The organism is Dethiosulfatibacter aminovorans DSM 17477 (genome assembly GCF_900142005.1).
In the GTDB taxonomy this organism is placed as follows: Bacteria; Bacillota; Clostridia; order Tissierellales; family Dethiosulfatibacteraceae; genus Dethiosulfatibacter; species Dethiosulfatibacter aminovorans.
Window position 1 is genome coordinate 148,076 of sequence record NZ_FQZL01000007.1, and the last position, 25,262, is coordinate 173,337.

Below are 25,262 nucleotides of genomic sequence, written 5' to 3' on the forward strand. Positions count from 1 at the left end.
GACGGTTCTTTTTGTTTTTTGATATAAGAAATTTTTTCATTAAAAAATCAGACAGTAGGAACAATCTCTACTGTCTGATTTTCGGAAAATTCTTTTTGCAAACTTATTTGACCAGCATCAGGTCTACCGGTACGAACTCATCAAGTGCTTCTCCATTTATTACGCTCTGTGCAGCTTCCACTCCTAGTGATCCTATCATTGAAGGCTGCTGGGCAACTGTTGCCGCCATCTTGCCTTCCCCAACTGCCTTGACTGCATCGTCTGTGGCGTCGAAGCCAACTATTAGAATGTCTCTACCTGAAGCTTCTACTGCCTTCTGGGCTCCAAGTGCCATTTCATCGTTGTGTGCAAACACGGCATCGATCTCAGGCTGTGCCTGAAGGATGTTTTCCATAACTGAAAGTCCCTTGGTCCTGTCGAAGTCTGCAACCTGTTTTGCCACTACTTCCACATCGGTTCCTTCAAGGGCGGCGTTGAATCCCTGGCCCCTGTCTCTTGCCGCAGATGTTCCAGCTATACCTTCAAGTTCAACCACCTTGCCTTTTCCGCCAAGCTGCTCGACTATGAACTCACCTGCCATCTTTCCTCCTGATACGTTGTCTGAAGCTATGTGTGTTACAACCTCGCCAGCATTCGCTCCCCTGTCCAGGGTTATTACAGGTATTCCCGCATCGTTGGCAGCCTTGATTGCATTTCCGACAGCATCGGAGTCTGTAGGATTGATGAGTATAACATCAACTCCCTTGGTAATAAGGTCTTCCATTCTTGCAAGTTCCTTTGCCGAGTCGTTCTCAGAATCAAGAACCGTAAGTTCAAGACCCAGCTCTGCCGCTTTTGCTTCTGCTCCATCCTTAAGAGTTACAAAGAAAGGATTGTTGAGAGTCGATACGATCAAGCCTACTTTTGCTCCTCCCTCTGCAGGTTCCTCCTGCTTGGGCTGGCATCCGGCAAATACAGCCAGTACCAGTACGAGCACCAATACCAATGATAATACTTTTCTCATGTTCTCCTCCTTAAATTCTTGCAGCCCCTGCTGCAACTATTTTATTTGATCGGCCGGAATGTTTCTGATGACCGATTATTCAAAGGACAAAAGTCCTGAGAATTTCACTTTAACCGATTTTCTTGGCCAGTTTTTTCGCGAGTGCCATGATGGTTTCCATAGGGGGCAAGCCCGGTGATTTTGGAAACACGCTTGCATCACATACGAAGAGGTTGCTGATTTTCGTTTCAAAATTATAATCCACAATTTCGCCCATGGCTGCCGTACCTCCGGGATGTGCTCCTGCAGGATTGGTTTTCACAAGGGTTCTGGGTTTGACCCCCGTCTTCAAGAGTATCTCCACAGCCAGGTCGGTTCCCTTTATTATCTTACCCCTGTCCCTTCTCGTTACCGTCTTGAGTATCCTGCCGTTGGGATAGATCCTGCCCAAGTTTTCATCCCTTATCTTTGTCATTATGCCCAGGGTTCTGCTGTCGTCCATCATGAATCCCACGGTTCCCGCTTCAATATACTTGAGCAGTCTTGGATGGGAGACATGGGGGGACAGTATGAATCCGTCGCTGTTGTAGAACCTGGTGCATACCATGGACATCTGAGGTTCGCGGGCAAGGCTTAACTCATTGTGCATCCCGTAAACCATTACAAAGGTATCAACAAAGAGGCTGCTGCCTGCATTCCATATTCCAGACCTTTGCAGAATGAGTGGGGTTCCTATTCCTCCGGCGGAAATAATGACCTTGCCGGCCCTTACAAGGATCTCCTTCCTTCCCTTGTGGACAACGACTCCCTTTGCAGTGCCCTTTTCTTCAAAGACCTTTTCCGCCGATGCATTGTACATTATCTCAACACCGCGTTCCAAAGCCTCCTCAAGGTAGACCAAAGGCGTCCATTTGGCTCCGGTTGTGCAGCCCAGGGTACAGTTGCCGCATTTTATGCATTTCCCGGGACTAATGGCCTTGGGCATTAGCTTCATATTATAGCCAAGATCATTTGCAGCCTCGGCTATGGCCCAGCCTCCATCCGAAATCAGGTCCTCGTGGATTGGAGCCACCTTCAGCTCCTTTTCCGTTTCCACAAACTCCTCGGTCAGATCAATGCCCAGATCCTTGAACTCAACCTCCATGCTTCTGACAAAATTCCCGGCAGATACGAATCCACTTCCTCCTGCCATTATGGTTCTGTATATTATCAGCCCTTCCTTCGACTTGATGGGCCTATGCGTTATTTTATGAAGATCGAAATACCTCAGGGAGTCGGCAAAGCTTCCGTATTTCTCCTCGCGAGTTCCTTTTTCAATAATGAGAATACTGTGGTTTTTCCCGCCTAGTTCTCTTGCAAGGGTGGCTCCTGCCGTTCCGCTTCCCACTATTACATAATCGTATTTCTTCTCATGAATCTTCATGACAAATGCCTTCTTTACCTATTTTTCTTTCCTGTCAAGGAGCACAGCTATGAGAATGACAAGCCCCTTTGCCAGCTGCTGGTAGTATGAGCTTACATCCAGCAGATTCAAGGCATTGTTGAGAATACCTATTATCAGTGCACCTATTACGGTACCGAAAATCGATCCTATACCTCCTGCCAGGGATGTACCTCCAAGTACAACTGCAGCGATGGCATCAAGCTCATATCCTGCTCCTGCCGTAGGCTGTGCCGATGACAGTCTTGCAGTCACTATTATTCCTGCAAGTGCGGCAAGAAGCCCGCTTGTTCCATATACGAATATCTTTATCTTGTCGACATTTATACCTGAAAGCTTTGTCGCCTCCTCGTTTCCACCTACCGAGTACACATATCGTCCTATGGTTGTATTCCTCAGTATGAAAAACGCTATGGCAAATATCAGGATCATTATTATTATCGGTGTGGGAATTCCAAACAAACTTCCTGTACCTATACTCGAAAAAAGTTCTGCATTTTTTTCATAACCTGTGCTGATTGGCCTTCCCTGGGTAAACACAAGGGTAGCTCCCCTGAATATTGTCATCATGGCCAGGGTGACTATAAAAGGCTGAAGTTTTGCCTTGGATATGATTATGCCCGTTGACATTCCTATTGCAAGTCCAACAGCCAATGTTATTACAACAGCAAGAGGCGTATTCATCCCGCTTCCAAGTAAATATGCTCCTACTGCACTGGAAAATGCCAGTGTGGATCCTACAGAAAGGTCGATTCCTCCCGTCAGGATTACAAAGGTCATACCTGTTGCAATTACAGCATTTATGGACGTCTGCCTGAAGACATTGAAGATATTTCCAACAGTAAGGAACCTTCTTTCAAGAAGTGAAATAATCAGAGAAAAGAGAACAAGACCCACTACGGACTGGTATTTTCTCAAGTAATACTTGTAGTCCCTATCGTTTTCAATGATCCTTTTTTTTGATTTGCTGTCCATTATCTATCATCCTCCCTTATTCCTACGGCAAGCCTCATGATTTTTTCCTGGTCGGCATCCTTTCTGTCAATAAAACCAGATACCTCTCCCTCATGCATTACCATGACCCTGTCGCATATGCCCAGAATTTCAGGGATTTCAGAAGATATCAGCATTATGCCCATTCCCTGACTCTTGAATTCGTTGATAAGCTCGTAAATTTCCTTCTTGGCTCCAACGTCAACGCCCCTTGTGGGCTCGTCAAGTATCAAAACCTTTGGTTTCGTGAGGAGAGTCTTTGCAATGCTGACCTTCTGCTGGTTACCTCCGCTTAAGTTCTTCACCCTCTGTCTCAGTGAAGGTGTCTTTATTGACATCTTCTCAACATAAAATTCAGCTTCCTTCTTTTCCATTGATTTGTTGATGACATGGTATTTCGATATCTCCTTCAGCGCCGAAAGACTTATGTTTTCCCTTACGCTCAAGCCAAGAACAAGACCATCCTTCTTCCTGTCCTCCGAAACATAGGCTATGCCTGAATTTAGGGCATCGTGTTCCGACTTTATCTTCAACGCATGGTGCTCAAGGTATACGGTTCCCTTGTCTATCTTGATGGTTCCGTAGATGGACTTTGCAAGCTCCGTCCTTCCCGCTCCCATAAGTCCTGCAACACCGAGTATTTCTCCTGCCCTGACTTCGAATGATACGTCATTTACATAGTCGTTGCTGATTTTTTTTACCTTGAGCAAGGCATCACCGAATTCCCTTTCCAGATATGGATACTGTTCCTCAAGCTTTCTTCCTACCATCATTTCTATTAACTTGTCTTCGTCGATTTCTTTAACTGGATTTTCGGATATGAATTGTCCGTCTCTAAGAACTGTCACATAGTCACACATTTGAAATATTTCTTTAAGCCTGTGGGAAATATATACTATGCTTTTATCTTTTTCGATGAGTGTTTCGATTATCTTGAAAAGACTTTCTGTTTCAGTATCTGTCAAAGCATCTGTCGGTTCGTCCATGATGATCACTTCCGCATCCAGTGACAAGGCCTTTGCTATTTCAACCATCTGTTTCTTGCCTATGCTCAGATTCTTGATTTTTCTTCGTGGGTTTTCCGTTATGTTGAGTTGTTTAAGCAATGCTTCCGCATCTTCGTAAAGCTTGTTCCAGTCTATTATATTGCCGTATTTCCGGGGCTCCCTGCCCAGAAATATGTTTTCTCCTATGGAAAGCTCGGAAACCAGATTGAGCTCCTGATGAATTATTGCTATTCCGCTTTTTTGCGCTTCCCTGGGATTCTTGAATTCCACCTCTTCTCCCTTGTAGAGAATCTTTCCTTCCGTCCTCTGATACACTCCTGAAAGAATTTTCATGAGTGTGGACTTGCCTGCACCGTTTTCTCCAAGAAGAGCCATCACCTTTTTTTTGTAAACGTTCAAATGCACGTCATCCAGGGCTTTGACTCCCGGAAATTCCTTGTGCACGCCAATCATTTCCAGGATTTTTTCAGGCATTACATCACCTTCCTATAACAATTTCATTATAAAAGCAAACCTATTGATAAAATGAACACTTATTACTAAATCTCTCAACTCACACACAAGAAAGAACTGAAATCATCTCACTAGAATATTACTCCTGACTTAAGTATAATATTGGCATACGGAGTGCATTCTCCGGTCCTTATGAAGGCCTTGGAAGACTCCGTTCTCCTTTTGAAATCCTCATGTTCAATCAATTCTATTTCTGCATTTTCAAACATTTTCATTACAGCTTCATAAATATCGTGGTTGTTCTTGATGATTTCAGCTGCAAGTACCACTTTTTCAATCTCCATCTCTTCCCGTACAAGTTCAAGCACTTCAAGGAATGACGGCAATCCTTCCCGCAAGGCCAGGTCTATTTTCTTGACACCCTCAGGTGTTGGAAGCCCTGCATCTCCTATCGTAATTTCATCCGTATGTCCCATGTCGCAAATAACCTTTGTGATTTCTGAATTCAGGAATTTTCCTTTTTTCAATTTCATCCTCCTCTTTGTTAACGATAGCCAAGCGATAGCTGAACGGTAGTTAAACGATTGTCAAAAAAATTATAAACAAAATGACACAACATGTTCCCCTCCCCGATTAAACAAAACGACCTGATCGCATTAAATGAAAAATCCCGAGCCAAACACATTGTGTCAAACAAAAAATAATCTAAATTATGAAATTATCCAATAGATGAATCTATACCTATATTATAAAGCAATTCATTTTTTTCTGCAAACAAATGACAATATTGTCATTTAATTTTTTCAATATATATTCCCTGCCAACTCCTCCAGCTTTGACCTGTCAAGCACCTTTATTCTTCTGCCCTTTCTGCACACGACACCCTCCCTCTCCAGGGAATTGAGCTCCCTGCTCAAATGCCTGTAGGTTGTTCCCAGGTATTCCGCAACGTCCACAAGCTTGTCCGGCATCACCAACTCACTGTCCTCCAGCTGTACATAGATAAAACTTGCAAGCCTGTTTCTCAGGGGATACAAAAGGTTGTGTGCGCTGTGTTTGGACAGGTCGTGAAGCTTTTTCCCCAGGTTTTCAACCGAGTACCTCAGGAAAGGCGGATGGTTGTATACAAGCGCCTTGAGCCTTGCAGCCGGGATCCTTATGAGAATCGATTCCTTTACGGCTACCACCGTGCTGCTTATTTTCATTCCGCTTATAAGTTCGATATCGCCGAGGGTATCGAATCCGCTGTAGAACTTCAACAGCAGATACCTTCCGTTTTCCTGGATGGAGTAAACCTTCAATCTTCCCTCCACGAATATATAATAACTTTCCAGAGTTTCATCCGTACTCAATATTTCCTCACCGGGACTGAACCTTACCATTTCGGCCATGTCCCTGGCCTTGGGAGTAAGGAGCTCGTCAAGGCCGTATTCATCAAAATATTTTCCCAAAAGTTTTTTATCATTAATGTATTCCATATCTCCTCCAGAACCATTATACTTAACCATGTATATTTTTATTATAACATGACATATGTCATGTTATATGAATGAAAAAATATATATCATATAAACATCAAAATAATTATTGTTGCCAATACTACAGGTGGAGCAATTATGGATAACAGTGAGGTCTCGACTTGGAGGACCTTGAATCAACAACATCAATTATAGATTCATGGGACGACGGAGTAGGGAATTGTTATCCATAATTGCGGAACGTAACATAATAGAAGAAAGGAATTAATATGCAATGAACAAACTAATGATTTTCATAAACGGATTTTTCATAGTCATAATGAACACCTTCAACGGAATGCTCACCGGCAGCACTTCCGTATACTGGACATCTGCAGTCCACCACGTTCTTTCCCTGGTCTTCATGTTTTTCATCTATGTTGCCTTGGACAAAAACAAGTTCAGAATGGGACGCCTGGAAGCAAAGTACTACCTGCCCGGTGTCATGAGTGCAGGGACAGTCATGATCGCCTCCGCCTGCATAGCAAACATAGGAGCAACCTTCCTCATCGTGTTCAACCTGGTTGGCCAAGTCCTCATATCCCTTGCAATAGATGAATTCGGCCTCTTCGGAATGGAGAAGGTGCCCTTCAGGAAGAAGAACCTAATAGGATACTCCTTCATCCTGGCAGGAATATTCATCATGTTCAGCTAAGAAAGGAGTAAATATGTATTATATTTTAGCAGTAATAATGGGAGTAATGATTGTGGTGAGCCCCGTCCTCAACGGCCAGTTGACCCTCAAGGTTGGAACCTACAAGACTTCCCTTTTGAATTTCGGAATAGGAACGGTTGTAGCACTTGCTGTCCTTATGGTCTTCGGATCCGAATCGGTATCCCCGGTCATTGTCCATGTGCCTCCCTACAAATATCTTGGATTCTTCTTCGGGCTTTTTGTCATACTAATATACAACCACATAAGCTCGCGGCTTCCCGCTATCTATCTGGTACTGCTGCCTTTCATGGGACAGACCATAATGAGCACTATAGTTGACTACTTCATCTTTGACTCATTCAACTTCAGAAAGCTCATTGGGGTGCTTCTGGTATTCACCGGGGTATGGTTCAACGAGAGGAAGTAGAAAAAGGCAAAGCTCTTTCTTCCGAATGCTTTGCCTTTTGCTTAGTTCCGAAATCAAATCCTATGCTTTGAATACAGTAACTCCTTCTTTTATTGTTTCCAAAACTTCAATGTTAATTATATCCATCTGTTCCACTTCAAGTGGATTCTTGTTAAGAATTACTAAATCTGCCATCTTCCCTTTTTCGATTGTTCCCTTAATGTTTTCCTCTCTATACTGATATGCCGCATTTATTGTGACCGCTTTCAATGCATCCAGTGCTGATATCCTGTATTCACTTCCTATATCTATGCCTTCAATTGATTTTCTATTGACTGCACCATGCATTATTGGCATAATATGTGGTGGGTACATAGGGGCATCCATATGTAGACTAAACCTCATTCCTTTTTCCACAAATTGACTTGAAGGACACATTCTACTAAATCGTTCTTCTCCATACCTATCTATGTCCTTCTGGCGTGCAAAGTACACTCTGGGAGAAAGAAGCGATGGGAACATTTTCAATCTTCCTACTCTATCCGCCTGTTCAAGTCTCGGGAATGTATAATGCAGCAATATATCTCTTCTTTTATTCAAATCTACATTCAGCTTTGCTGATTGCTCTTCATATGAATCCAAAACCATATCTATACAAGCATCTCCACTTGCATGTATCATAGTTGCTATATCATTCTCAAAACCGTATTTTAAAAATTCATCCATGTTTTCTCTAGTCTCGTACATCAGCCCTGTATAATCTGCAGGTTTTCCATCTTCAACTACATTGTACGGCTTGCTTAATTTTACTGTTCCAGCAAACCCACCATCTGCCACCATCTTTATTCCGCCTATCTTAACCCGGTTTTTGTATTCATTCACAGGTATTCCACTGTTTTCAACAATATTCTCCCTATCTATCATAGGGTAACAGACAATATCAGCCCTAAATACATCTCTTTCCATGGCATATTTGAAGAGTGCAACATCATCGGGTCTTGTTCCTCCGTCCTGGATAGTTGTCACACCGTATTTGAAGTACAAATCTTCTGCTTTCTTAAGATTCTCAATCTTCTTTTCCATAGTCAGCTGAGGAAGGCTGGCAACCACCTTATATCTAGCAGTTCCAATACAAACACCGGTTAATTCACCTGCTTCATCCCTGCAGAATTCCCCTCCGTAGGGATTTTCAGTATTATTGTCAAGTCCCATCATTTCAAGCGCTTTTGAATTGCATGCACAGAAATGAAGGCTGGCGTGCCAAATGACGATGGGATGATTCTTAGATATCATATCCAAGTCATATCTATTCGGATGCCTTTTCTCTTTCAATTCGTCATTATAGTAACCGAATCCTACTACCCAATCACCTGGTTCGATTCTTTTGACCTCAATTTCTTTTTTTAATTTGGCTATAATCGAGTCAATGTCAGAACACTCTCCATATGGAGGTGCTTGTATATCAATCCAGCCTGCAACCAATACTTCTATTCCGAAATGTCCATGGGCATCAATGAATGCCGGTGCAAGAACACCCTCTTTAATCTCCACTATCTCTGTATATTCACCTTTTGACGAAAAAACCTCTTCCAGTGTACCTGCTTCCAGAATTTTTCCATCCTTTATCGATACCGCTTCTGGATACATGTTGTTTTCATCAAGTGTTAAAATTTTACCAATGTATATTTTATCTGCAACAGTTGGCATTATCTTCCTCCTGAAATTAATTAATATGTCGAATAAACTATTTAATCACTAATTCTTGCTCATTTTTCTGCTTTCTGTCCCCGAATATTGAAAATGTTGGTTTATTGTATAATTTGAAAATCGGTATTAATGCAAAGAACATAAGAGCAAGCCCTGACATTACAATCAATGTAAAGCCGTGGGTCCATCCAAACATCGCTGGTCCCAATCCTACAAATACCAAAGGAACTCCCCCTAGAATCGTGTCGTTAATAAGTATATGAAGTGCAAGTTCTTTTGAAGCATCTGTTTTATAGTCAGGGTCAACCATTCTCAACAGAAGTAATCCTGTATTCATTGTACCTGTAGCAACACCGAATATCCCAAGTGTTCTTTCAAAATCTATATCTCCACCTATTCTTCTACCGAAGTGATACATTATAATCCCCGTTACAGGTAACGCTATAATAAATACTATTATAATCGGAATTAAGTATTCACCCAAAGTTTCAACCTGTACCGCCATGATTGTAGTTAAAACCATAAAATCAATTGCCCATCCTGCTATCCTCTTCATCAAATCAGGATTTACCAAATGATCTGTATTGGTTGTTTTGATTACTTTTTTACAAATTGTTGCAGACACCAGTCCGAAAATAAACATTGTACCTACCAGTGCTGCTCCCACTTGAGCCGGCACAAACATTACAATTCCCTGAACCATGTAATACGCCATCAAATAGCATATCATTATTATTCCAAAATGAATGCTAAATGTTTCAACATTTGCAGAATGGAATGTTATTTCTCCGGCAGACTCTTTTTCAGATTCCCTCTTTATAATTCCAGATAAAAATTCATCAGACAAATGGCCTGCACCTTTAGCCAAACCTTTTCTTATACCGTAGTTCGCTACCGGTATGCCTACTAGAAAGCATCCAAGAAATCCTACTGCAGCGAAGGCAAGACCGACTGCCACACCTTTTTCAAGACCTGCTGCTGCAAATATCGATCCTGCAACCGAAGCCTGTCCCGGACCCAATGCCATTCCTGTAGGCGTCAGCAATCCGTAAACGGGCAATGCAGAAGTCAATCCTGCAATGTTAAGTCCCTTGATAACACCATATCCAAGTACTGACTGAACACAGAATATGCCTTGGAACATACAAGCCATCGCAAAGGCTCCTTTAAACATTGGATTCTTAGTCAGTTTAACCTTTTCCTGACCTTCATTGTTGGCATGTCCATCCATTAATCCAATCGCTATGAATGATATAACAAACAGATGAAATACTATTTGAGATAGTAGCCTGAAATCAACTTTTATCAACCCCAAATTAACTAGAATCAACCCTGCAACGCCTCCAATAATCGAAGTAGGTACCAACGATTTTTGTAACAGTTTAACCTTTGCTCTTAATATACTTCCCACGACCATCATCAATGACAACCATCCAAAAGTTGTAATTAGTTCAAATTGCATTTTTTAACACTCCTATTATTTTATTTATATTGCTACTAGTTATACTGCAATATTTATGCCAATTTACAAACAATGGTGTTTCAACAATTCAATCAGTCGATAGTGAAAAGCCACCGAAAATCAGTTGCACCTTGCAACTCTCAAGTTGCAAGGTGCAAGCCCTCATCCAATTATTCACATTCAAATATCTACCTTTTAAAATTGAAAAACACCCTTTTAAAGGTGTTCTTCAATTTCAATTATCTTAATACAATACTATAGCCAATCCAACACTTATAATAGTAACGACAATAGGAATCAATACAGTAATTACTCCAAAATCCTTGTATGCTTCCTTGTGTGTAACTCCCATCACCATAAAAGCAATTACAACACTTGAACAATGAGGAAGCGAATCCAATCCACCGCATGCAAGAGTTCCGATTCTATGAAGAACTTCAGGGTTTACACCCATTTCAAGATAGTGGGGACCCATGGTTTCCATGAATATCTGTATGCCTCCTGTAGCTGATCCGACGATTCCTGCAATAATGTTTATTCCTATTGCAACAGACATGTATGGGTGAAGATTGATATTAAGCACAAAATCCAGAAATTTCTCAAATCCCGGTACACTTCTAACAACTGCAGCAAATCCAATCACCGACGCAGCCGTCATCAAAGCCATGATACAGTTATTTGCCCCAGTATTCAAGCTTTTCATAAAATCATCATATCTTTTTATGTTCAATAGATAAGTACTTGTGACACCCAGCAGCAATGCAATATCAAGACTGTAAATTGGAGTTATTCTTCCTTTCAAAGCTATCAGTGTTCCAATAACAATCAAAATCGGAAGAATTGCAAGACCCCAATTAGGCAAATCGCTTTTTTTCAGATCCAGATCTTCACTCTTTTCTGAGTCGTCGGTAATGACTACATCATCACTAGTAATTTTAGCCAATTCTTTTCTCGCTTGTCTCTCAAGATATATATAACCAAAAGCAAACAATAGGATGCCTGCAATTACTCCAAGCAAAGGAGCCGCAGCCACATCTGTTCCTAACACCTTTGTTGGTATTATGTTTTGTAGCGAAGGGGAATACGGTAATGCACCCAGGGTATATGTTCCTGCTCCCAATCCAATGGCGGCTGCGATAAGTTTCTTTGGAAGTTTAGCTTGTTCAAACATGATCTTTGCAATTGGGAACATTGTAAATATAATAATAAATGTAGCTATCCCACCAAAAGACAGTATCGATGTTGCCAAAACAGTTGCTAGCAAAGCTTTTTTCTTTCCTACACTTCCAATTATCTTAAATGCAATTGATTCTGCAGAACCACTATCCTTCATTAATTGCCCAAATATGGAACCAAAGATAAATATCAGAAAATACGTACCAATAAATGAAGTAAATCCCTGAGCGTAATTAACACTCAATCCATCCCATAATCCAATCCTATTGGTCAAGAGTATAACCGCTGATGCAACAAGTGATACCGGAAACAACCCCCATCCAATATAAACCATATAAATTAATAATACAATACCTGCTAAAATCCCTACTGTTCCTAACATGAATTCCTCCTATTTGTAATTGATTAATTCAAATCTAAAGATTATACGGTTGTTTCATTTTTAGCCATCTTAGGACAACCATACTTCCTCGCTATAAATGCTGTAAAGAAAGGCGAAACTATTGCCGTAAAAATTACTGCAGCTGCAATCTGAGCTGTTGCAACAGGTACAATATCCGCAAATGCCGGCACTACAACCGCTATAGTCGCAGGTGTTGCAACAGAATTCGCAGCAGCTGTCGATACAGCCGCACCCGCATAACCTGGCCGTTTGTTGATAAATCTGTCAGCCAGAATGGCAATCCCTCCACTGACTACAAGAGTTAAAGCACCAAGTAGCAAACCAGTAGGACCTGCAACGATAATTTGTGTGTAGTTGATTGACGAACCCAATGCAAAAGAGAACATTGGAACCATTATCATAATACCCGGCTTAAAAAAATCAGATATATCGTGATCTAGATTACCTAATATAACTCCTATAAGCATTGGCAATATCGTTGCAAAAATACTCATTAAAGGAATATGTGCAGCACCTGAAGCTCCAATTGCAATCATTGTAAGGAATGGTCCATCATTTAAGGCCAAAAGGCTTACCGCTCCTATATCCTTTTCATCCCCGTATTCTGCTGCCAGAGCCACATACATTCCAGCATTGCTGTTTGTTACTGCACTGAATATTGCAAGAGTTGATATGCCAAAGAGTCCTGCCTCTCCGAAAACCTTTTCCACCAAAAGTCCCAAAAGAAATCCCGCAAGGAACTTGGCAATTAAGAGAACTCCACCCCTTTTAATGATTTCAGGAGCTTCTTTTATTTTTAGTTGTGTTCCTGTAAAGAACAGTGCCGCACCTATTAATGTTCCTATCCCGGCTGGCGAAAATAAAGCTGAAGTCATTGAACCTATTTTCAATGCATTCGGAAAAAAAGTATTTATTCCAGCTGCCAGAAACAAAGGAACTACCATGAGGCCACCAGGAATTTTATTAATTCTTTTTAATATATTCATTATTCCTCCTAATATTATTTAATCTGCTTGAATCCCGAACATTGAAATAAGTATCTAATACTAGCCAAGTTCGAAATTCAAGCTGTATTATTTTATTATAAATTATGCAAAATACAATTCAGTCTATCATTCTCTTCCAATTACTGCTCCATTCATAACATAAGCTCCATCATGAATCTGAACATATTCCTTCCAGAATTTTTCATCTCTCGCTTTATCGATTTCAGGCTTCAACATTGATATTTCTCTAAGGTATTCTTCCTGCTTCTCAGTGTTAATCTGGCCATTCAACTGGTTTAATGCATATTTGTTAATATCCTTGATAAAATATCCAAATATCTGGTTTATTAGTTCTTCATCCACATTTCTGAGCTTTGCACCTTCAAGTGCCAATTGTGCATAGACTATCATCGTAAATATTTCACCAATGTTAAGCATGTAGTCCATGTTTTTAAGAAGTGATTGGTCTACCGGGGCTTCTGCCATCATATTTTTGAACAACTCTACTTGTTCAGCAAATTTCTTTACGTTTGTGATTTCGACACCTTCATAAGCTTTCCTGTAATCATCAAATTTAACTTTTGACAGTCCTCCCATTCTTTGCTTAAAAACATTCGAATCATCACTCGCATCATTTCTAACAGGTATGTCTTCGTATTTCTCGTTTCCAAAAAAATAATTCTTCACAAATTTGAGTACAAGAGCCATGTTTACGTGAGCCGTTCCTTCAAGCCTGAAGATATAATCCATAGTAACATAGGCATCTGAAAGGAAGTTCTCATTTTCATACCCTTTGGCACATACAACGTCCATTAGAAGTCTGACTACATCAGATCCCTGTGTTGTTACCTTCATTTTCTGTATAGGGTTGAACAGCAGATATCTCCTGTCATCATCCGACATCGATCTGAAATAATCAAGACTCCTCAAAGCATAAAGCTTCATTGCATTCAACCTTACAAAAGATTCTGACAAGAATGCTTTTATATGAGGGAAATCAGTGACTTTCATGCCATATAGTTCACGCCTGTTGGCATGGGTTATGGCTTCCCAGAATGCATGAGTCCCTATTCCAGTTGACGAAAATCCCAATTGGAACTTCCCGATATTGACTGTGGACAGTCCATCTGCAAACGCTTCATCTCCAACCTTCAATATGTCCCTGTCGGTTATTGGATATTCTATCATTTCATATTCTCCAACTCTTGCCTGGTTAAGAGCTGGTGTTTCAATGTCCTTGACATAATTATAATGTCTGTGTCCACTGTCTACGACCCAATAAGTCCATTCACCTGTTTCGCTGTTTTTACCCAAGGTAGCTACCTTTTTTGCTATGTGTGCATTTCCAATATAGTACTTATTTCCGTTTGCCACATATTTTCCGTTTTCAGTCGGTCTAATTGTCGCTTCGTTTGCATAAAGATCAGCCCCATGTGTTTTTTCAGACATACCGAAAGCAAACAAGTGCCCTTCTCTAAGTTGTTCAGCCAGCTCATTCTTCTGTTCTTCATTGTCACCCATCCATACAGGTCCAACTCCAAGAAGAGATACTTGATAAGGATACTGGTATCCTGCACCATAAAATGACAGTATTTCACTCATCTCACATATTCTTGATAAATCAAATCGTGAATCTTCATCACCATATCCCTTAGCGGTGAGCATTGTAGAATAAATACCGTTCTTCTTCTGGAATTTGATCCAGTCCTCCTGCCAAATATAAAGTTTGTTGTCTTCTCTTATTGACTGCAGTCCCTTGTCTTCAAAAAATTCCATGGTCTTGATCATGATGTCATGCGTCTTCTCATCAGCATGTTTTACATCATATTCACTCGGATTCAATAACAAATTTTTAACCTTTTCCACACTTTCATCTCCTCATATTATTTTAATAATCTAGCGATATAATTACTGAATCATTTCAAACACGCCTGCAGCACCCATTCCGCCGCCTATGCACATGCTCACAAGACCATATCTGCTATTTCTTCTCTTCATCTCGGAAAGCAGCTTTGCAGTAAGGAATGATCCCGTACATCCCAGGGGATGACCAAGTGATATGGCTCCTCCGTTTACGTTGACTATGTCCTTGTCAAGACCGAGCTCGTTGATGCATGCCAGTGACTGTGATGCAAATGCTTCGTTCAATTCTATCAGGTCTATATCTTCCACCTTCAGACCAGCTATTTTCAAAGCCTTTGGAATAGCTTTCACCGGTCCTATTCCCATGAGTTCAGGGGCAACTCCTGCCACAGCAAAGGATCTGAACACGGCTATCGGCTTGATTCCAAGCTCTTCCGCCTTTTCCCTTGACATGAGAAGTACTGCTGCAGCTCCGTCGCTCATCTGTGAAGAATTTCCTGCAGTTACGCTTCCCTTGTTTTTGAATACCGGCCTCAATCTTCCCAATGTCTCCATCGTAGTTGCTTTTCTTATTCCTTCATCTTTATCGAACATGAAGGTTTCAGTACCTGCAACTTCACCCTTTTCATTTGAAACTGGTCTTAAGGCTTTTACCGGTATTATCTCATCTACGAATTTACCTTCTTCCTGGGCTATTGAAGATTTCCTGTGACTTTCAACAGAAAATTCATCCTGCATTTCCCTTGTGATACCATATATGTCCGCAACATTTTCAGCCGTGTGTCCCATACTGACGTATGATTCGGGATAATTTTCCATCAAATAGGGATTGGGGGCAATTACATTCCCTCCCATTGGTACCGTGCTCATAAACTCGACTCCGCCTGCTAGCATAACCTCTGCCTGACCGGCCATTATGGCGTTTGCAGCTGTGGCTATGGCCTGAAGTCCAGATGAACAGAACCTGTTTACAGTCTGTCCCGGCACATCTATTGGTAACCCGACTCTCTGGGCTATTATTTTTGCTATATTCATTCCCTGCTCTGCTTCCGGGAATGCACATCCCATTATTACATCATCTATGCTTGAAGGATCAAACTCCGGCACCTTTGCAAGTACACCCTGCACTACCTGCGCCGCTACATCCTCCGGTCTTGTATATTTCAGTTTCCCCTTTGGAGCCCTGCCGACTGCAGAACGTCCATAAGCTACTATAACTGCTTCTTTCATTTTATCCGCCTCCGTTAGTTCCTAAGTGGTTTGCCCTTTTTCAGCATGTATTCAATTCTCTGCTGAGTCTTTTCTTCTCCGCAAAGGCTTACAAAGGCTTCCTTCTCAATCTCAAGCATATATTCTTCCGATACATATGATCCTGCAGGAACATTTCCACCTGTCAATATGTGAGCTATCTTGTCTGCAATGTATGCATCGTATTCAGATATGAATCCGCCTTCCTTCATGAATTCAATTACATACTGGATTGCCGCTTTCCCGTTGGTTCCAACAACCTTCAAAGGTTTCCTCTGCAGGGGTCTGAATCCGCCTTCATGAAGATAGAGAACACTGTCCTTTGCTTCGTCTATGAGATAGTCCCTGCTCATTACAACCCTGTCCGACTTTCTCACAAGTCCATTCCTTACAGCTTCATGGGCGCTACCTGATACCTTTGCCATAGCTATGGTCTCCCAGGTCTTCTTTACATGTCCTGTCAGTTCTCCAAGATTGACTTTACCAAGATTTTCCGTATTTCTGATAAGAAGCTCCTTGTTTCCTCCTCCACCAGGTACAAGTCCAACCCCTACTTCAACAAGACCCATATAAGTTTCTGCATGGGCTGCTATTGCATGAGTGTGCATTGCTATCTCGGCTCCTCCACCTAGAGTCATTCCATATGGTGCTGCAACAACAGGCTTTCTGCAATATTTAAGTGCCATGTTTGCTTTCTGGAATCTATAAACCAAATCTTCCAATTCTTTCCACTTGTTACCGGCAATCATCTGACCTATAGATGCCAAGTTTGCTCCTGCAGAAAAGTTGCCTCCCTGGTTTCCAACAACCATTCCATTATAGTCTTTTTCAACAATTTCAATGGAACGGTGTATCGTGTCTATAACTCTATCAGTGACTGTATTTCCCTTTGACTTGAACTCAAGGCAAAGCACTCCGTCACCAATGTCCACAAGTGATGCATCTCCGTTGTCGAGAACAGTTTTGTTTTTCGGCGATGCTATTCTGATATAAGGTGTTTCGATGCTTTCTTCACTGTAGAAGCTCTTTTCTCCTGCTGAAATCCTTTCCTCTATCCACGAAGGTATCGTTTCCCCTTCTTTTTTCATCCTTTCAACAGACTCTTCAAATCCTATTGAATCCCAGATCTGGAAGGGACCCTTTTTCCAGTTGAATCCCCATTTCATGGCATTGTCAATTTCCTTGTAGTCGTCTGCTATTTCAGGTACCCTGCCTGCACTGTAAAGAAGCACGTTCTTGATAGCTTCCCAGGCAAACTGGTTTTCGTCCTTTTCTCCGCTTATCAATGCCTTCAAGCTGTTTTTCTCTTTTTTTGCAGCTTCCACAACTTCACTCTTCTCAGGAACGAAAGCTACATATTCTTTTTTTGCGATGTCCCATACCAGCGTCTGCTTTCCTTTTTCAGTCTTCACCTTTTGGTAGAATCCTTTTCTTGTCTTGTCTCCAAGGTGGCCCATGGTTACAAGTTCCTTGAAGAATTCCGGCACTTCAAATCTTTTTCTTTCAGCTTCATCATCTACATTGTCCACTACGTTTTGAGCAACGTGCTGCAGTATGTCAAGTCCTACCATGTCTACAGTTCTGAATGTGGCAGTTTTCGGTCTTCCCATTATCGGTCCTGTCAGCTGGTCAATCTTTGGAATGTCGTATCCGTATTTTTCCATCAGGCTTATTACGTTGACAACCGAATAGGTTCCGATCCTGTTTCCTATGAAGTTCGGCGTGTCCTTTGCAACGACAACGCCCTTGCCAAGTCTTCTTGTTCCGAATTCACTCATGAATTCGAAAAGTGACGGCAATGTATCTTCTCCGGGGATCAGCTCAAACAGGTTCATGTATCTTGGAGGATTGAAGAAATGCGTTCCAAGAAAATGCTGCCTGAACTCAAGAGGCATGTCTTCTGATATCCTGTTTACGGAAACTCCCGAAGTGTTTGTAGTTACTATGGATCCCGGTTTTCTGTGTTCTCCTATCTGCTTCATGAGATTCTTCTTGATGTCGAGGTTTTCAACTATTACTTCTATGATCCAGTCGCAATCGCCCAGCATGTCCATATTGTCCCTTAGGTTTCCAACCTCTATCATGTCTCCGAAATCCTTGTCGTATATGGCCCTTGCCTTGGGATTCAGGACCTTGTCCTTTCCTGCCTGTGCAATGCGGTTTCTTACAACCGGGCTTTCAAGGGTGAGTCCTTTTGCTTCTTCCTTCTCATTTAGCTTGTTAGGAACTATGTCAAGCAGACATACAGGTATACCTGCTCCTGCAACGTGGGCTGCAATTCCGGCGCCCATGACGCCTGAACCCAAAACTGCTACTTTTTTTATATCATAACTCATCTAAAGTAATCCTTTCTATTATCTTATTTGTTATAACTACGCTGGCTCACAATAACGTTTATGAGCCAACCATATTACTACATTTTTAACAGAGAAACCAATTACGATGTGAATTCAATACCTTTTCTGATTGCAATTCTGTTATATTCCAGCAATTCCGGTCTCTTTCCCAACTTGACCTTGACGGTATCCATCATTTGTTCTTCTGTAAGGGAACCCGATTTGTTCAAGTATGCACCCAGCATTACAATATTTGCAACCTTTTGCGATCCTATTTCATTTGCAATATCAACTGCAGGTATATAGTATCCTTCAACATCGTCCCTGTCTATTTTTTCATCGCACATTGATTCATTTACTAGCACTACTCCACCCTGCTTTACTTTTGGTAGAAACTTTTTAAGAGAAGGTGCATTCATTGCAATAAGAACATCTATACTGTCAGTATAGGGCGCTCCAATCTCTTCGTCAGAGATTACAACTGTACAGTTTGCCGTACCACCTCTCTGTTCCGGACCATATGTAGGAAGGAATGTAGCCTGCTTGCCTGCACTACAAGCAGCATAGCCCAGGAGTTGACCTATTACCATTACTCCCTGTCCTCCGAATCCTGCTATCAACAGTTTGTTCTCCATATTATTCACACTCCTCAGGCACTTTAAATTCTCCCAATGGGAATTCCTTCATCGTATTGTCTCTCATCCACTGGATGGAATCCTCTGCCGTCATTCCCCAGTTTGTAGGACAATTCGACAAAAGTTCAATAAATGTGTATCCTTTTCCTTCCATTTGAAGCTCAAATGCTTTCTTCATTCCTTTTTTAGCCTTCAATATGTTTGCAGGTGAATCAAGCGAAAATCTTGCTACATACACCGGTGCGTCGAGCTGAGAAATGATTTCACACATTTTCATAGGGAATCCCGCATCTTCAGGATTTCTTCCTGTTAGACATGTAGTAGCCTTCTGTCCGACCAGTGTAGTTGGAGCCATTTGTCCTCCGGTCATTCCGTATATGCTGTTGTTCACAAAAATAGTAGTTACATTTTCACCTCTATTTGCACAGTGCATTATTTCCGCCATACCAATGGAAGCCAGGTCCCCATCTCCCTGATATGTGAAAACTACCTTGTCGGGTGCACATCTTTTAAAACCTGTAGCTATTGCTGGAGCTCTTCCGTGAGCTGCACTTATAGCTTCCAGGTTGAAGTGAAACAATCCCAAAGTCGAACAACCCACAGGCAATACCCCAACAGTATCGTCACTAATTTCAAGTTCATCCACTATTTCAGCAATCAACTTTGTCACTACTCCATGCAAACAGCCAGGACAATAGGAAGTAGGCCTTTCAGTCATTGATTTAGGTCTGCTGTATACTTTTTCCATTATTTTCCACCTTCCTTGCCTATAATATTCATTACGCCATCGATGATATTATCATCCGTGATTATATTTCCTCCAGTTCTACCATAAGAACTCACCGGAATTCTTCCTTCAACAGCAATCTTGACATCATCTATCATTTGAGCAGGTATTGCCATTTCAACATCTATAATTCTTTTCACCTTTGAACTGTCCAATTTGGCATATGCTTCGTAAGGGAAAGGACTTAATGTAATCGGTCTAACAAGACCTATTTTTATACCTTCTTTTCTCAATGTCTTTATCGCCGTTTTAGAAACTCTGGCGCTGATTCCATATGAAGCTATTATATACTCTGCATCTTCAGTCATATACTCTTCAAAAAGTGCATCATTTTTATTCCAGTCTTCATACATATCAGCAAGTTTCTTGTTGAACACTTCCTGTGCTGCTTCAAAGTTCTCACTTGAAGAAACTGACTTATAGTTAGGGTTGAACTTGGCCCTTCCTGCAAAATTATAGGCAGGGGGCTCTTTGAATTCCGGCAATACGACAGGTTCCATCATAGCTCCTATACATCCGTCAGATGCAATCATGACAGGGTTTTTATCTCGCTCTGCATAGTCAAAAGCCTTGTATGTCAGATCTACAGCCTCCTGAATTGTTGAAGGTGCCAAAACAATCATCTTGAACCCTCCATGTCCAGCTGCTTTTGTTGCCTGAAGATAATCAGTCTGTGCTGGTGTTATCTGTCCCAGACCCGGTCCACCACGCATTACATTAACTATTACTGCAGGAAGCTCTGCTCCTGCCAGATATGATATACCTTCGGATTTCAAGCTTATTCCCGGACTGGATGATGATGTCATAGCTCTTGTTCCAGTTGCCGCTGCTCCAAAAATCATATTTATAGATGCCACTTCACTTTCACCCTGTACAAAGGTTCCATCTACCTCCGGAAGTCTTCTAGACATATATTCCGGAATTTCATTTTGTGGCGTTATAGGGTAACCGGCAAAGAATCTGCAGCCAGCTCTCACAGCTGCTTCTGCAATAGCTTCATTGCCCTTCATAAAACGCATTTCCATATTTTTCCTCCTAATGGTTACTGTTTTTTAGCTCTGATTTCATTTTATTCGCTTCTTCACTTTCTTACTTGAACACTTCAATTGCAGCTTCCGGACAGGTAACTGCACACATTTTGCATCCTATACATTGCTTGCTTTCATCTACTTCAATATACTGATATCCCATGCTATTGCTTTTGCTTCCAATTCTCAACACATCTTTAGGACATGCAATAACACAAAGTTTACAAGCTTTGCAATAGTTTGAATTAATGTCTACCTTTGCCATTCTTTCACCTCCTTTGTAATTAAATCCATGCATATTCAATAAATTGCTTGATTTTTAAAACTTTTTTCCCTGGAGCTATCTTCTCGGCTTCCTTGTAAAGCCACTCCGGGACAGCCAGATAGTCCATTTCACAACCCATTTCATACAGCATTGAATCTGTTTTTTCATAACCTTCCTTAAAAAATTCAAAGATGGTGGACTTTCCAACATTCGGATTGCATATCAATTCTACCTTTCTTATTTTTGATGCATTCTTTATCTGGTCAATTGTGGCAATAATGCTGTTCTTGTCTCTGGAAAATGGTCTGAAATAGTTGATTACAAAAAATGTTTTAACATTATCCATGTTCAATATATGTGAAAACTGGCCAAGGCTTATTGCTCCCGTACTATTTCCACCAACATCCAAAACAACTATATTGTCCTTGTTCATTATCATTTCGTTGACAGCATGTGGCACAATTGGAGTTTCTTGAAACTGCTCCATGCAATGAAACTTAATGCCCTTTTCCATCATCAGTTCTTTAACTTCCCTTGACCTGAATAAAGGCTTGGTCTGGTCCATGTCAAAAAAATGAACTTCTTTCCCGGTTAATTCAACAAAACTCATGGCTGCATTAATAGCCAGTTCTGACTTTCCACTTCCCGATTCCCCTATATATACAAATACTCTTTTCCCATCCATCATCTCGCTATAATGCGAGATGTCATTAAATTTCTTCTTTAACATAATATGTTTTCCACCATCCTTGACCTTGAAAAAGAATTCTCTGACACCACATTCCATTAATCGTTATTCTCTTTGTAATATTGAATTGTACCGTCTGCAATAACCGAAACCTTTGTTCCTTTTCCATTGTCTCCAATTATGTCCATTACTTCCTGCCAAGTTGTTGCCCATGTGATTCTTTCAGGATCACCGAACCACATTGCACTGGAATAGTCGGGATACGGTGTATAATATATAATTCTGTTAATATGGGGAAGTTCTACCGGAAGTCTGCTCCACATCCTTCCACCTGTAGTCTTTCCGAATGCACCAAATAAATAATGCGTTATCTGACCTGTTGGAGTGTGGTTGACCAATACAAGGTCCCCGCCTTTACCGGACACACCCATGGCTCCGAAAAACAATGCTATGGCAGCTTCGTTTGCCTTTGCGTTAGCATTGACAACAACCACATCTTTTTCCTTGGGTCTGCTTGTTCCATACAATTTCTTGGCACTGTCAATGCTTGCATAGTATTCCTCTACAGCATCCCCTGCATATAGGTCTACAATTTCCAATTTCGAATTGTAGATAACATCAATCTTGAAGAATTCACCGACCATTTTAGTCATTTCTTCAATTTCTTCACGCATTCCCCTGTTGTTAATGTTGCCCATGCCCGTTATAGGATTTATACCTGATTTTTCCAGGCTGTCCACTGCAGTTGCATGATTCTGCTGAATCGTATCAATTGAGGCGATTCCAGGAAACAACATCTTTCCTCCACCACCAAATCCATTGAAAGGGTGCGGTGTTACAGCCCCTATGCCTATTTTTAAATCACATTTCATGAACTCTTCATTGATAAGTACCGGGAAATCTCTTTTTGTCCTTCCTATTTCAACACAATTTTCATATGAATTGTGATTGAAAACAGGATATTTTCTCACAATGTCACTCCCCAGCTTTTTCTCAAAATCTATTCTTGTATGAGCACCATGGGTTCCAAGGGCGCATATGAATCTCACATTTTTTTCAGAAATACCTGCTGCATGAAGCTCTTCAAGAACTATTTCTGCAATTTTTTTTACAGGTGTCCCCCTGCTTATGTCATCAAATACTATTGCAACTTCTTTCCTGTCACGAGCCAGCTCAGCCAGACTTTTCATTCCATAGGGACTATTAATTTTCTCCCTGATCTGTTCATCGCTCAACTCACTGCAGGCATCCCCTTCAAGTCCATGGTATTCAACTTCCCAATCCTCCGGAAAGTCGATTTGCACTTTTTCATCACCGTACCAGCAGTTTTGGTTCAAATTAATCTTCATATAAAATCCTCCTTATCATAAGCAATTAACTAAGTACAGCACCCTTTGTCGTAGGACCAACCAGCTTTGCATATCTTGCCAAATAACCCGAAGTAATTTTAGGCTGTGGACAAACCCAATTTTTCTTTCTTTCAGCAAGAACATCTTCAGATACGAGTAGATTAATGAATCTGTTGGGAATGTCGTATTCAATTATGTCACCTTCCTCTACCAGAGCCAAGGGTCCTCCAACAGCCGCTTCAGGAGATACATGTCCTATGGAAGCACCGGCACTGGCTCCTGAAAAACGCCCATCCGTAACGAGTGCAACATCTTTTCCTAACCCTGATCCGCCAAGCATTGCAGTTATCATTACCATTTCCTGCATTCCGGGTCCGCCTTTGGGGCCTTCGTATCTAATAACAATAAAATCTCCTTTTTCAATCAATCCCTTTTGTACCGCAATGGATGCATCAGTTTCGGAATTAAATACTCTGGCTTTTCCCTTGAATTCATAGATTTCAGGAGCTACAGCCGCAGTTTTAACAACCGCTCCTTCAGGCGCAAGGTTTCCCCATAGGACCGCAAGTCCCCCGTCTTTAACAAATGGATTGTCCAACGGCCTGATCACATCTTCATTTAAAACTCTACACCCTTTTACATTCTCTTTAACGGTTTTACCGGTAACTGATTTTGTAATTCCTTCAACATATCTACTCTCTATGGCCAGATTTATCAAGGCAGACATGCCTCCAGCTTCATCAAAATCCTGTATATAATGATTTCCAGAAGGTGACAAATGACAAATATTCGGAATTTCCTTGCTCGCCTTGTCAAACTCGTCTATGGAAATCTCGATCCCAAGCTCATGGGCAATTGCCGGAAGGTGAAGCGCGGTATTAGTCGAACATCCAACGAGCATATCAACCGCAATTGCATCAATGAATGTCTGTTTTGTCAAAATATCCGATGGTTTTAAATCTTCATGGAACATCTCTACTATTCTCTTGCCCGATTCTTTGGCAAGTCTTAGCCTTTTTGCATGAACAGCCGGTACAGTACCATTGCCAGGTAAAGCCATACCAAGTACTTCAGTCATGCATCCCATGGAATTTGCTGTAAACATCCCTGCGCAGCTTCCGCATCCCGGACAGGCTTCGTTTTCTATTTCCTCCAAATCGTCCGGACTGCATCTACCTGTCAGTGCCATTCCAATATAATCTCCAATTGCAACAGCATCCACATCTTTACCCCTAAATCTGCCGGCCATCATAGGCCCGCCGTTCACTATTATGGCCGGTATATCCAGCCTTGCCGCAGCCATAAGCATACCAGGAGTAATCTTGTCACATCCGGTAACCATAACAACAGCATCAAGCTGGTGAGCTGTAACCATGATTTCTATCGAATCCGCTATAACTTCTCTGCTTGGCAACGACCATTTCATACCTTCATTTCCATTGGCCATTCCGTCGCATACAGCAATTGCATTAAATTCCATAGGCGTTCCTCCCGCCATTAAAATCCCTTGAGAAACAGCTTCTCCAATTTGCTTGAGATGCATATGTCCCGGTACTATGTTGGTAACCGAATTTGCGATACCAATAAGCGGCTTACTTATTTGTTCATCAGTAAGACCTGTTGCCTTCATAAGCGCCCTTGCCGCAGCCCGTATTGTACCTTCCTTCATTTTCTTACTATTCACTGAATCAACCTCCATTATGTGTATAGATTATTTTTCCAACTGCATATATCTAGTGCAAATCTCATGCCAAGATTTTCATATATTAAATCCTTGAAATTCCAACGTTCTAAAAAACGCTTTCCAAACAAAGGGCTTGCATGTTGCAATTTATGATTGCAACATGCAAGCCCTTTGTCATCTTTATTACATAG

22 protein-coding genes are annotated in these 25,262 nt (G+C 41.4%); 2 read left to right on the top strand and 20 right to left on the bottom strand.

Annotated features, from left to right (window positions below):
• Positions 1 to 103: 103 nt before the first annotated feature.
• From rbsB to BUB05_RS05940, 6 genes are all read right to left on the bottom strand, one after another.
• Entirely contained in the window at positions 104 to 1,003 is a 900-nt protein-coding gene (rbsB, locus tag BUB05_RS05915; protein WP_073048567.1) for a ribose ABC transporter substrate-binding protein RbsB, read from the bottom strand.
• Positions 1,004 to 1,112: 109 nt separating this feature from the next.
• On the bottom strand, positions 1,113 to 2,405 hold the full coding sequence (locus BUB05_RS05920; protein ID WP_073048569.1) for a GMC family oxidoreductase N-terminal domain-containing protein: 1,293 nt from the start codon (positions 2,403 to 2,405) through the stop codon (positions 1,113 to 1,115).
• 18 nt (positions 2,406 to 2,423) lie between these two features.
• Positions 2,424 to 3,398, bottom strand: a complete 975-nt coding sequence (gene rbsC, locus BUB05_RS05925; protein WP_073048571.1) for a ribose ABC transporter permease — start codon at positions 3,396 to 3,398, stop codon at positions 2,424 to 2,426.
• Positions 3,398 to 4,897: a ribose ABC transporter ATP-binding protein RbsA gene (rbsA, locus tag BUB05_RS05930; protein ID WP_073048576.1), complete on the bottom strand. Its 1,500-nt coding sequence runs from the start codon at positions 4,895 to 4,897 to the stop codon at positions 3,398 to 3,400. The genes rbsC and rbsA overlap by 1 nt, the downstream gene beginning before the upstream one ends.
• 110 nt (positions 4,898 to 5,007) lie before the next feature.
• Entirely contained in the window at positions 5,008 to 5,403 is a 396-nt protein-coding gene (gene rbsD, locus BUB05_RS05935) for a D-ribose pyranase (RefSeq protein WP_073048582.1), read from the bottom strand.
• Positions 5,404 to 5,679: 276 nt separating this feature from the next.
• Positions 5,680 to 6,354: a Crp/Fnr family transcriptional regulator gene (locus BUB05_RS05940; protein ID WP_073048584.1), complete on the bottom strand. Its 675-nt coding sequence runs from the start codon at positions 6,352 to 6,354 to the stop codon at positions 5,680 to 5,682.
• Positions 6,355 to 6,628: 274 nt separating this feature from the next.
• Between BUB05_RS05940 and BUB05_RS05945 the strand changes: the two genes are divergently transcribed.
• Together BUB05_RS05945 and BUB05_RS05950 are read left to right on the top strand one after the other, a co-directional pair.
• Positions 6,629 to 7,048, top strand: a complete 420-nt coding sequence (locus BUB05_RS05945) for a DMT family transporter (RefSeq protein WP_073048587.1) — start codon at positions 6,629 to 6,631, stop codon at positions 7,046 to 7,048.
• A gap of 13 nt (positions 7,049 to 7,061) precedes the next feature.
• Positions 7,062 to 7,475, top strand: a complete 414-nt coding sequence (locus BUB05_RS05950; protein ID WP_073048589.1) for a DMT family transporter — start codon at positions 7,062 to 7,064, stop codon at positions 7,473 to 7,475.
• A gap of 60 nt (positions 7,476 to 7,535) precedes the next feature.
• Here BUB05_RS05950 and BUB05_RS05955 read toward each other — a convergent pair whose 3' ends face one another.
• The 14 genes from BUB05_RS05955 to ilvD all read right to left on the bottom strand — a co-directional run bounded on the left by BUB05_RS05955 (position 7,536) and on the right by ilvD (position 25,071).
• Positions 7,536 to 9,161 carry an amidohydrolase gene (locus tag BUB05_RS05955; protein WP_073048590.1) on the bottom strand — a complete coding sequence of 542 codons (1,626 nt, stop codon included), beginning with the start codon at positions 9,159 to 9,161 and terminating at the stop codon, positions 7,536 to 7,538.
• A gap of 37 nt (positions 9,162 to 9,198) precedes the next feature.
• Positions 9,199 to 10,623, bottom strand: a complete 1,425-nt coding sequence (locus tag BUB05_RS05960; protein ID WP_073048592.1) for a sodium/glutamate symporter — start codon at positions 10,621 to 10,623, stop codon at positions 9,199 to 9,201.
• A gap of 244 nt (positions 10,624 to 10,867) precedes the next feature.
• Positions 10,868 to 12,181 carry a GntP family permease gene (locus tag BUB05_RS05965; RefSeq protein WP_073048593.1) on the bottom strand — a complete coding sequence of 438 codons (1,314 nt, stop codon included), beginning with the start codon at positions 12,179 to 12,181 and terminating at the stop codon, positions 10,868 to 10,870.
• Between the two features lie 41 nt (positions 12,182 to 12,222).
• On the bottom strand, positions 12,223 to 13,188 hold the full coding sequence (locus BUB05_RS05970) for a 2-keto-3-deoxygluconate permease (RefSeq protein ID WP_073048596.1): 966 nt from the start codon (positions 13,186 to 13,188) through the stop codon (positions 12,223 to 12,225).
• 126 nt (positions 13,189 to 13,314) lie between these two features.
• A complete protein-coding gene (locus tag BUB05_RS05975; protein WP_073048598.1) occupies positions 13,315 to 15,054 on the bottom strand; it encodes an acyl-CoA dehydrogenase family protein in 1,740 nt (579 codons plus the stop codon).
• Between the two features lie 42 nt (positions 15,055 to 15,096).
• Positions 15,097 to 16,281, bottom strand: a complete 1,185-nt coding sequence (locus BUB05_RS05980; RefSeq protein WP_073048600.1) for an acetyl-CoA C-acyltransferase — start codon at positions 16,279 to 16,281, stop codon at positions 15,097 to 15,099.
• A 14-nt stretch (positions 16,282 to 16,295) separates the two neighbouring features.
• On the bottom strand, positions 16,296 to 18,635 hold the full coding sequence (locus BUB05_RS05985; RefSeq protein ID WP_073048602.1) for a 3-hydroxyacyl-CoA dehydrogenase/enoyl-CoA hydratase family protein: 2,340 nt from the start codon (positions 18,633 to 18,635) through the stop codon (positions 16,296 to 16,298).
• A 101-nt stretch (positions 18,636 to 18,736) separates the two neighbouring features.
• Positions 18,737 to 19,270, bottom strand: coding sequence for a 2-oxoacid:ferredoxin oxidoreductase subunit gamma family protein (locus BUB05_RS05990; RefSeq protein WP_073048605.1), 534 nt, complete (start codon positions 19,268 to 19,270; stop codon positions 18,737 to 18,739).
• A gap of 1 nt (position 19,271) precedes the next feature.
• Positions 19,272 to 20,018, bottom strand: a complete 747-nt coding sequence (locus BUB05_RS05995) for a thiamine pyrophosphate-dependent enzyme (RefSeq protein ID WP_073048607.1) — start codon at positions 20,016 to 20,018, stop codon at positions 19,272 to 19,274.
• Positions 20,018 to 21,082, bottom strand: coding sequence for a 3-methyl-2-oxobutanoate dehydrogenase subunit VorB (gene vorB, locus BUB05_RS06000; RefSeq protein ID WP_073048609.1), 1,065 nt, complete (start codon positions 21,080 to 21,082; stop codon positions 20,018 to 20,020). The genes BUB05_RS05995 and vorB overlap by 1 nt, the downstream gene beginning before the upstream one ends.
• A 64-nt stretch (positions 21,083 to 21,146) precedes the next feature.
• Entirely contained in the window at positions 21,147 to 21,350 is a 204-nt protein-coding gene (locus BUB05_RS06005) for a 4Fe-4S dicluster domain-containing protein (protein WP_073048611.1), read from the bottom strand.
• 19 nt (positions 21,351 to 21,369) lie between these two features.
• Positions 21,370 to 22,080 carry a hypothetical protein gene (locus BUB05_RS06010; RefSeq protein ID WP_139257943.1) on the bottom strand — a complete coding sequence of 237 codons (711 nt, stop codon included), beginning with the start codon at positions 22,078 to 22,080 and terminating at the stop codon, positions 21,370 to 21,372.
• Positions 22,081 to 22,136: 56 nt separating this feature from the next.
• Entirely contained in the window at positions 22,137 to 23,387 is a 1,251-nt protein-coding gene (locus BUB05_RS06015; protein ID WP_073048615.1) for a lactate racemase domain-containing protein, read from the bottom strand.
• 25 nt (positions 23,388 to 23,412) lie between these two features.
• Positions 23,413 to 25,071 (bottom strand): dihydroxy-acid dehydratase, encoded by a 1,659-nt coding sequence (gene ilvD / locus BUB05_RS06020; RefSeq protein ID WP_175548517.1) that lies wholly within the window; start codon positions 25,069 to 25,071, stop codon positions 23,413 to 23,415.
• Positions 25,072 to 25,262 lie beyond the last annotated feature (191 nt).

What these genes read in the sequence shown, in the direction of transcription:
- BUB05_RS06005 (WP_073048611.1), bottom strand. Translation starts at nt 21,350, where the DNA reads ATGGCAAAGGTAGACATTAATTCAAACTATTGCAAAGCTTGTAAACTT.
- BUB05_RS05985 (WP_073048602.1), bottom strand. Translation starts at nt 18,635, where the DNA reads ATGAGTTATGATATAAAAAAAGTAGCAGTTTTGGGTTCAGGCGTCATG.
- BUB05_RS05955 (WP_073048590.1), bottom strand. Translation starts at nt 9,161, where the DNA reads ATGCCAACTGTTGCAGATAAAATATACATTGGTAAAATTTTAACACTT.
- BUB05_RS05970 (WP_073048596.1), bottom strand. Translation starts at nt 13,188, where the DNA reads ATGAATATATTAAAAAGAATTAATAAAATTCCTGGTGGCCTCATGGTA.
- vorB (WP_073048609.1), bottom strand. Translation starts at nt 21,082, where the DNA reads ATGGAAATGCGTTTTATGAAGGGCAATGAAGCTATTGCAGAAGCAGCT.
- rbsB (WP_073048567.1), bottom strand. Translation starts at nt 1,003, where the DNA reads ATGAGAAAAGTATTATCATTGGTATTGGTGCTCGTACTGGTACTGGCT.
- BUB05_RS05960 (WP_073048592.1), bottom strand. Translation starts at nt 10,623, where the DNA reads ATGCAATTTGAACTAATTACAACTTTTGGATGGTTGTCATTGATGATG.
- BUB05_RS05945 (WP_073048587.1), top strand. Translation starts at nt 6,629, where the DNA reads ATGAACAAACTAATGATTTTCATAAACGGATTTTTCATAGTCATAATG.
- rbsC (WP_073048571.1), bottom strand. Translation starts at nt 3,398, where the DNA reads ATGGACAGCAAATCAAAAAAAAGGATCATTGAAAACGATAGGGACTAC.
- BUB05_RS05965 (WP_073048593.1), bottom strand. Translation starts at nt 12,181, where the DNA reads ATGTTAGGAACAGTAGGGATTTTAGCAGGTATTGTATTATTAATTTAT.
- BUB05_RS06010 (WP_139257943.1), bottom strand. Translation starts at nt 22,080, where the DNA reads ATGTTAAAGAAGAAATTTAATGACATCTCGCATTATAGCGAGATGATG.
- BUB05_RS05980 (WP_073048600.1), bottom strand. Translation starts at nt 16,281, where the DNA reads ATGAAAGAAGCAGTTATAGTAGCTTATGGACGTTCTGCAGTCGGCAGG.
- BUB05_RS05920 (WP_073048569.1), bottom strand. Translation starts at nt 2,405, where the DNA reads ATGAAGATTCATGAGAAGAAATACGATTATGTAATAGTGGGAAGCGGA.
- BUB05_RS06015 (WP_073048615.1), bottom strand. Translation starts at nt 23,387, where the DNA reads ATGAAGATTAATTTGAACCAAAACTGCTGGTACGGTGATGAAAAAGTG.
- BUB05_RS05950 (WP_073048589.1), top strand. Translation starts at nt 7,062, where the DNA reads ATGTATTATATTTTAGCAGTAATAATGGGAGTAATGATTGTGGTGAGC.
- rbsA (WP_073048576.1), bottom strand. Translation starts at nt 4,897, where the DNA reads ATGCCTGAAAAAATCCTGGAAATGATTGGCGTGCACAAGGAATTTCCG.
- BUB05_RS05940 (WP_073048584.1), bottom strand. Translation starts at nt 6,354, where the DNA reads ATGGAATACATTAATGATAAAAAACTTTTGGGAAAATATTTTGATGAA.
- BUB05_RS05990 (WP_073048605.1), bottom strand. Translation starts at nt 19,270, where the DNA reads ATGGAGAACAAACTGTTGATAGCAGGATTCGGAGGACAGGGAGTAATG.
- BUB05_RS05995 (WP_073048607.1), bottom strand. Translation starts at nt 20,018, where the DNA reads ATGGAAAAAGTATACAGCAGACCTAAATCAATGACTGAAAGGCCTACT.